This window comes from Hydrogenoanaerobacterium sp., assembly GCF_032017025.1.
GTDB lineage: Bacteria > Bacillota > Clostridia > Oscillospirales > Ruminococcaceae > Hydrogenoanaerobacterium.
Genome location: NZ_DALZQO010000005.1, coordinates 41,598 through 48,368 on the forward strand (window position 1 = coordinate 41,598; position 6,771 = coordinate 48,368).

General features: G+C 51.5%; 6 protein-coding genes. 5 read left to right on the plus strand and 1 reads right to left on the minus strand.

Annotation, left to right across the window (positions count from 1 at the left end):
- Nucleotides 1-24 precede the first annotated feature (24 nt).
- Nucleotides 25-2,271, plus strand: coding sequence for a heavy metal translocating P-type ATPase (locus RTV33_RS04680; RefSeq protein WP_312642067.1), 2,247 nt, complete (start codon nt 25-27; stop codon nt 2,269-2,271).
- 186 nt (nt 2,272-2,457) lie between these two features.
- On the opposite strand, the gene RTV33_RS04685 is transcribed toward RTV33_RS04680, so the two are convergent.
- On the minus strand, nt 2,458-2,991 hold the full coding sequence (locus RTV33_RS04685) for an ABC transporter ATP-binding protein (protein WP_312642068.1): 534 nt from the start codon (nt 2,989-2,991) through the stop codon (nt 2,458-2,460).
- 252 nt (nt 2,992-3,243) lie between these two features.
- Between RTV33_RS04685 and RTV33_RS04690 the strand changes: the two genes are divergently transcribed.
- From RTV33_RS04690 to RTV33_RS04705, 4 genes are all read left to right on the plus strand, one after another.
- On the plus strand, nt 3,244-3,453 hold the full coding sequence (locus RTV33_RS04690) for a hypothetical protein (RefSeq protein ID WP_312642070.1): 210 nt from the start codon (nt 3,244-3,246) through the stop codon (nt 3,451-3,453).
- Between the two features lie 276 nt (nt 3,454-3,729).
- Nucleotides 3,730-4,788 (plus strand): winged helix-turn-helix transcriptional regulator, encoded by a 1,059-nt coding sequence (locus RTV33_RS04695; protein WP_312642072.1) that lies wholly within the window; start codon nt 3,730-3,732, stop codon nt 4,786-4,788.
- A 24-nt stretch (nt 4,789-4,812) separates the two neighbouring features.
- Nucleotides 4,813-5,508, plus strand: coding sequence for a hypothetical protein (locus RTV33_RS04700; protein WP_312642074.1), 696 nt, complete (start codon nt 4,813-4,815; stop codon nt 5,506-5,508).
- 72 nt (nt 5,509-5,580) lie between these two features.
- Nucleotides 5,581-6,771, plus strand: a 1,191-nt coding sequence (locus RTV33_RS04705) for a C4-dicarboxylate ABC transporter (RefSeq protein WP_312642076.1), incomplete at its 3' end; no start/stop codon positions are given.

Sequence of the window (6,771 nt, forward strand, 5' to 3'; positions counted from 1 at the left end):
CGACATGAGAATGGAGAACAAGAGATGAAGAAGACATTTTATCTGGAGGGCTTGGATTGCGCTAACTGCGCTGCAAAGCTAGAGCGTGCAGTGGGCGCGTTGGATATGGTACAAAACGTTACAGTTGACTTCATGACCAAAAAGCTGATTATTGAGGCAGCAGATGACCAGTTTGATGCAGCCCTGGAGAAGGCAAAAGCGGTAATTACAAAAATTGAACCCGACGTAACGGTAACCATGGCAAAAAAAGCGCGCAAATCAAAAGGCGTTGCGCACCATTCTCATGCACATGCCCATGGTCACGGGCATGACGACTGTGAAGGTGGTTGCTGTGGCTGCGATGATGAGCATAATCACGCAGACGAACATGACGAGGATGAAGAAGAGGATGACGACCACAACCATGCGGATGCGGGGGACGGTTACTTACGCACCCAGATAATTCGCATTATCGGTACGGGCATCATCCTGGCAACGGCAATGCTCATGCCTGATATGACGCTGCTCACCGAGTTTTTGATGTTTCTCATCGCATACTTGTTCATCGGCGCAGATATTTTGTGGAAGGCAATCAAGAATATTTTTCGGGGCAAGGTATTTGATGAAAATTTTCTGATGTCCATTGCAACGGTGGGTGCGTTCTGTATTGGTGAATACCCCGAGGGCGTTGCGGTTATGCTGTTCTACCAAATTGGTGAGCTGTTCCAGCATTATGCGGTAAACCGTTCACGAAAATCCATTGCAGGGCTGATGGACATTCGCCCCGACTATGCAAACGTGCTGGTAAATGGCGAGCTGATCAAAGGTAGCCCGGAGGATGTTGAGGTTGGCGACATCATTGTAGTGAAGGCGGGCGAGAAAATTCCGCTGGACGGCAAAGTGATTGAAGGTGCCTCTACGATTGATACCTCGGCGCTTACCGGAGAGTCGCTGCCGCGCGAAGCTGAGGCAGGCAGCGAGGTTCTCAGCGGGTGCATCAACCTCACCGGTGTTTTAAACATTGAGGTGACAAAGGAATTTGGTGAATCGACTGTTTCCAAAATTCTTGACCTTGTTGAGAACGCAAGCAGTAAAAAAGCGAATGCCGAGAACTTTATTACAAAATTTGCGAAATATTATACCCCCATTGTAGTAGGCATTGCGGTAGTTCTCGCCGTGGCTCCGCCGCTGCTGTTTGGCGGTGTGTGGAACGATTGGATTTACCGTGCACTTTCGTTCCTTGTGGTATCTTGCCCCTGTGCGCTGGTCATCTCCATTCCGCTTGGGTTTTTCGGCGGCATCGGCGGTGCATCCAAATGCGGCGTGTTGATTAAAGGCAGCAACTACCTCGAGGCGCTTGCCGACACCGAAATGGTGGTGTTTGATAAAACCGGTACGCTCACCAAAGGCCGTTTTGCCGTAACAGAGCTGTACCCTCAGGGCGTGAGCGACAATGAGCTTCTAGAGCTTACCGCATACGCCGAGGCATACTCCAACCATCCCATTTCGTTGTCCATCAAAGCGGCGTACGGTAAGGCAATTGACAACAGCCGTGTCGCAGACGTAGAAGAGACCGCAGGGCAGGGTGTAAAAGCGGTGATAGATGGAAAAACCGTGTTGGCAGGCAATGCAAGGCTGATGGATACACACCAGATTACGTACCAAGCAGTTGACGCTATAGGCACTGTGGTGCACGTTGCGGCAGATGGTGTTTACCGTGGCTGCATTGTAATTGCCGACCAAATAAAACCCGATGCCAAACATGCAATTGCTGCTCTTAAAGCGGGCGGTGTGAAAAAGACTGTGATGCTCACCGGAGATGCGAAGGCTGTAGGCGAAGCGGTTGCAAAAGAGCTGGGGCTTGACGAAGCTTACACCGAGCTGCTGCCCGCCGACAAGGTGGAGCAGATGGAGAAGCTGCTTACCCAAAAAACAGGTAAAGGCAAGCTCGCCTTTGTGGGCGACGGCATCAACGATGCGCCGGTGCTTGCGCGGGCGGACATTGGTATTGCAATGGGCGGGCTGGGTTCCGACGCGGCAATCGAAGCAGCTGATATCGTCATCATGACCGATGAGCCCTCGCGCATTGCTACTGCGATGAAGATTTCACGTAAAACGCTCAGAATCGTCAAACAGAACATAGTGTTTGCGCTGGTGGTTAAGGTGCTGGTATTGGTACTGGTTGCCTTTGGCATGTCCACGATGTGGGAGGCAGTGTTTGCAGACGTCGGCGTTTCGGTGATTGCAATTCTCAACTCCATGCGTGCTCTTAGGGTAAAAAAGCTGAAATAAATGCGGAAAAATCCCCGTGCTGCGAAAATGCACGGGGATTTTTTGCGCCTTAATATGGATGGGAAAGCTAATTTTGAGAGGGCCTTGCTCTTATTGGCGGTACAGTCGACCATCCACAATGTGTACCACGCGCTTGGCATGGCTTGCCACGTTCATGTCATGTGTAATCATAATAATGGTATGTCCCTACGCATTCAGCTGCCCGAACAGCTCCAGCACCTCGCCGCCCGTAGAGCTGTCCAGCGCGCCGGTTGGTTCGCCGGCAAGCAGAATATTCGGGCTGCCGATGAGTGCGTGCGCAATGGCAACGCGTTGCTGCTGCCCGCCCGAAAGCTCGCTGGGCTTGTGCCTGCTGCGGTCGGAAAGCCCCACCGATTCGAGATATTGTTCGCAAAGCGGCTGTGCCTGCCTGCGGGTGTAACCGCGGATAATCAGCGGGATCATCACATCCTGCATCACTGTGTAGCTGGGGATGAGCTGATAGCGCTGAAAGATGAAGCCAATTTCTTTATTGCGTATTTTGGTGAGCTGTGAATCCTTCATCGTCTGAATCTGATTTTGATCCAAAATATATTCGCCGCAGTCGAAGGTATCCATACAGCCGATGATGCTCATCAGTGTTGATTTGCCCGAGCCCGAGGAGCCGAGAATGGCAAGAAACTCGCCCTTCTCAACAGTGAGGTTGATGTCATCCAGCACCTTGAGGTGTTCGCTACCCATAAATCAGCGGTAGAGATACGAAGCAACGGGTCGCCCGCCGCCACCTTTTGCCCCGACTTTACATATACCTCCTGCTCGCTTACGCTCAGCCCCAAATCCTCCATTTTAGAGGCACTGATTTCATACTTCACCGTTTCATAAGCGATAGAGAGAGTACCTGTTTCGCTGATGCCTGCGGTGATGTCTCCGCGCGTTACCTTGCTTTCTTTCTAAGTGGATAGGGTGTTCTGTGTGTTTTTGGGCAGTGCAAAGGTGATGACGCAGGCAGCAGCCGCCAGAACAGCGGCACCGCCGATTACCAGCCCTGCTGATTACATATTCAAATCAGCCAAACAAAGGGATACAGTGAAAAAAGCATTTGTGGCTGTTTGCATAACCACTGACCTAAATTTACTGTACCAATGTGTTGAAAATGTGTTGCCCACATTGTGCCAATTTGAAGAATTAGAAAAGAAAAAATGAACGACCTTAATTTTTTAGGCAAAGGCAATGCTATTGAACGTTTAATCGGTAAAAATTCTCTGTTTTAACCGAAAAATCCCCCTCTTAATTAGAGGAACATGAGAAACGAAATAAGAGCATTGCAATTCGGAAAAGGCAGTGCTATAGTAAAAGTAAAGTTAATTCGAACTCCGAAATAACGAGTTCGAGCTCCGAAATAAGCCCCCGGTTTTAGTGAAAAGCAGCCGGGATTACCGAAAGGATGAAAAAAGTTTGAAGAAAAGCGGATTGCATGATATGAAAAGACGCAACCGTCAAATAATACTCAACACCATATTGCATGAGGGGGGGATGTCGCGAACCGAGCTTGCACAGGCAACCGAGCTTTCCCCCAGCACGGTATCGGTTCTGGTGAGTGAGTTGCTCGAAGAAGAACTGCTGGTTGAAACGGGTGTTACGATATCCACCGGAGGGCGCAGCCGTATTGAGGTTGCCATCAATCGCAATTATGGCATCATTGGTGTGGTAGAGATTGGCCGTAACGGCGCAAGCCTGCACCTTTTTGATATGGCGCTCGAAAGAATGACCGATGTGCAGCTTGCCAGCCACTACATTACCGGAAACGAACTGCTTATTGCCATTACGGCGGCGGTGTTTGAGCACTGCGGGGGCGAAAAGCTGCGCGCCGGGCGTTTAGCGGGGCTGGGCCTTTTGTTTCAGGAGGATATGCAGTCCGGTGAATTCAATGTGATGTATTCCACCTCGCTGTCCTCCGCTACCATCTCCCTGCGGGAGGCGCTCTTAACCCAGTTCCGAATTCCCGTTACGGAGGAATATACACAGGTTTATTCTATGGCCAATGCGCTTGCGCAGGCTGAAAACACCCCTGCAAAAAACAGCGCCTATATTTCTATAGGCGAGCGGGTGCTTGCCGGTATTACCTTAGAGGGGCAGCCGTTAACCCTGCGCGAAGGTGCCCGTACCGACATCACACCTTTGTTCCAAAGTATCGGTGAGAACCTGCCGAGCCTAACCGCCGCCGAAGAAATCACCATCCAAACCGAGGAGCAAACCCTGCCCGCCCTGCGGCAGGCACAAGGGTGGCTCGCTTTGCTGGCGCAGCAGCTTGCCGTTACGGTGGCCATGCTTTGTACCCTTTTCCCGTTGGAAGCCGTGCTGCTTTCAGGAATGCCCGCACGCTGCACCGGTTTTGTAGATGTTGTCCGTGGATTGGTGACCCGCAGCCTTGCCCCCCGGGAGGCTCCTGCCATTCAGGCGGTACAGCCCGCCGCGTGCGGGCAGGATGCCGTCATAGCGGCAAAAATTCGGCAAACGGTTCTCTGCTGCGGGGTATGACCAAACAGAAGGAGGAGCCTTTTCATGATTTTACACAAGCTTTTAAACGAGAACAAACTGACGTTGGTGGTGAGTTTGCCTTCCAACAATCTATCGCTTGCCGAGGCAGCGCTGGAGGGTGGCGCCCAGGCTGTCAAGGTGCATGCCAACGTGTGGCACCGCGCCAGCGGGCATACCTTTGGCACCTATGCTGAGAACAAGAACTTTTTGCGAGATCTGATTGCGCTGTGCGGTAAAGTCCCTGTGGGGCTGGTGCCCGGTGGAGAAGAAGCCTTTGTCTCCAATGATGAACGGCTGGAACTGGAGGCGATGGGACTGGATTTCTTTTCGGCCTACGCAAAGCACTTGCCCGCTTACATGATGGAGTCGAAGGTGCTCACCAAAATGCCCGCCATCGATTGTACTTATGACCAAAATACGTTGGACGCGGTAAGGTTGAGTAAAATTGATGTGCTGGAATGCAGCATTCAGCCGGGCGAGGCCTATGGCACCCCGCTAAACTATGCTGACCTGCTGCGTTACACCGATATTTCTGCCAAGGCGGGTAAGCCTACCCTAATCCCCACGCAAAAAAAGATTCGGTCCGAAGAAGCTCGCCACCTGTACGAGGCCGGCTGCAAGGCTGTAATGATTGGTGCGGTAGTTATGGGCAAGGAGCCGGGAGCACAAGAGGTAAAACGGGCCTGTACCGCCTTTCGGGATGTCATCGAGTCGCTTTAAACTTGTCAGTAAGCCGTGCTGTGCGGTTTAAAAATAAAGGGGGAAATCCCCTAAAAAGAGGAGTAGTAGATTATGCTGCAAGGTTCCCTGATTATTGTTGCCTTTGTCGTCATAGCGGCATTTATGATGATGAAGAAAATTCCGACTTTGCTTGCGCTCCCGCTGATGGCGGTGGTTATCTGCATTATCGCCGGCGTGCCCGCTGTTGGCACCAACGCCGATGGAGCGGCTATCGGCTGGCTGCAGGCCGTGTTAGAGGCTGGTACTGTACGTATGGGCTCTGCCATTATGGCTGTAGTATTCGGCGCTTGGCTGGGCCAATTGATGAACAAAACCGGCGTTACGGAAACTATTATTAAAAAGAGCGCCGAGCTGGGCGGCGACCGCCCCCTTGTTGTTACCCTCATTATGGTGGCCGCCTGTGCGATACTATTCACCACACTGAGCGGTCTGGGCTCCATTATCATGGTAGGTTCTATTGTATTGCCAATTCTAATTTCGGTGGGCGTACCCGCTATGAGCGCGGCATGTATTTTTTTAATGGCGTTTACCACCGGGCTTACCTTTAACATTGCCAACTGGAAGACCTTTTCGAGCATTTTCAATTTGGATATTGAGGTAATCAAAGGCTTTGAAATTTACTTGTTGGTGGCCACTGCGCTCGCTACTCTAATTCTTATTTTTGTTGAGTTTAAGAGAAACGGCGTAAAATTTGCGTTTTCTGCCCCAATTAAGACAGCCGAGGAGAATGACAGGGCAATCAAGGGCGCGCGCGGCGGATTTGCTATGATTACACCGCTTATCCCCATTTTGCTGGTGGCTGTGTTCAAATTCCCTGTGGTTCCCGCATTTATGGTCGGCATACTCTGGATACTGCTTTTCACCGCCAAGGGTTTTTCCAAGGCGATGAACATGCTGGTGAAAACCTGCTACGACGGCATCACCGACAGCGGCCCCGCCATCATTCTGATGATCGGCATCGGTATTTTGTACCTGGCCGTAACCCACAGCATGGTAAAAGAGGTGCTCAACCCCTTCCTGCTAGCGGTAGTTCCGTCAAATCGCATCGGTTACATCCTGTTCTTTGCACTGCTCGCACCTCTTTCGCTTTACCGCGGCCCTATGAACCTGTTCGGTCTCGGTTCCGGTATTGCGGCGCTGATTATAGGGCTGGGCACGCTTTCTCCATTGGCTGTTATGGGTGCATTTCTAGCCGCTGAGCGCATTCAGGGCTGCGGTGACCCCACCAACACCCAAAACGTA

Excerpts from the sequence above, each read along its gene's own strand:
- RTV33_RS04695 (WP_312642072.1), top strand. The coding sequence starts at position 3,730 with ATGAAAAGACGCAACCGTCAAATAATACTCAACACCATATTGCATGAG.
- RTV33_RS04685 (WP_312642068.1), bottom strand. The coding sequence starts at position 2,991 with ATGGGTAGCGAACACCTCAAGGTGCTGGATGACATCAACCTCACTGTT.
- RTV33_RS04680 (WP_312642067.1), top strand. The coding sequence starts at position 25 with ATGAAGAAGACATTTTATCTGGAGGGCTTGGATTGCGCTAACTGCGCT.
- RTV33_RS04700 (WP_312642074.1), top strand. The coding sequence starts at position 4,813 with ATGATTTTACACAAGCTTTTAAACGAGAACAAACTGACGTTGGTGGTG.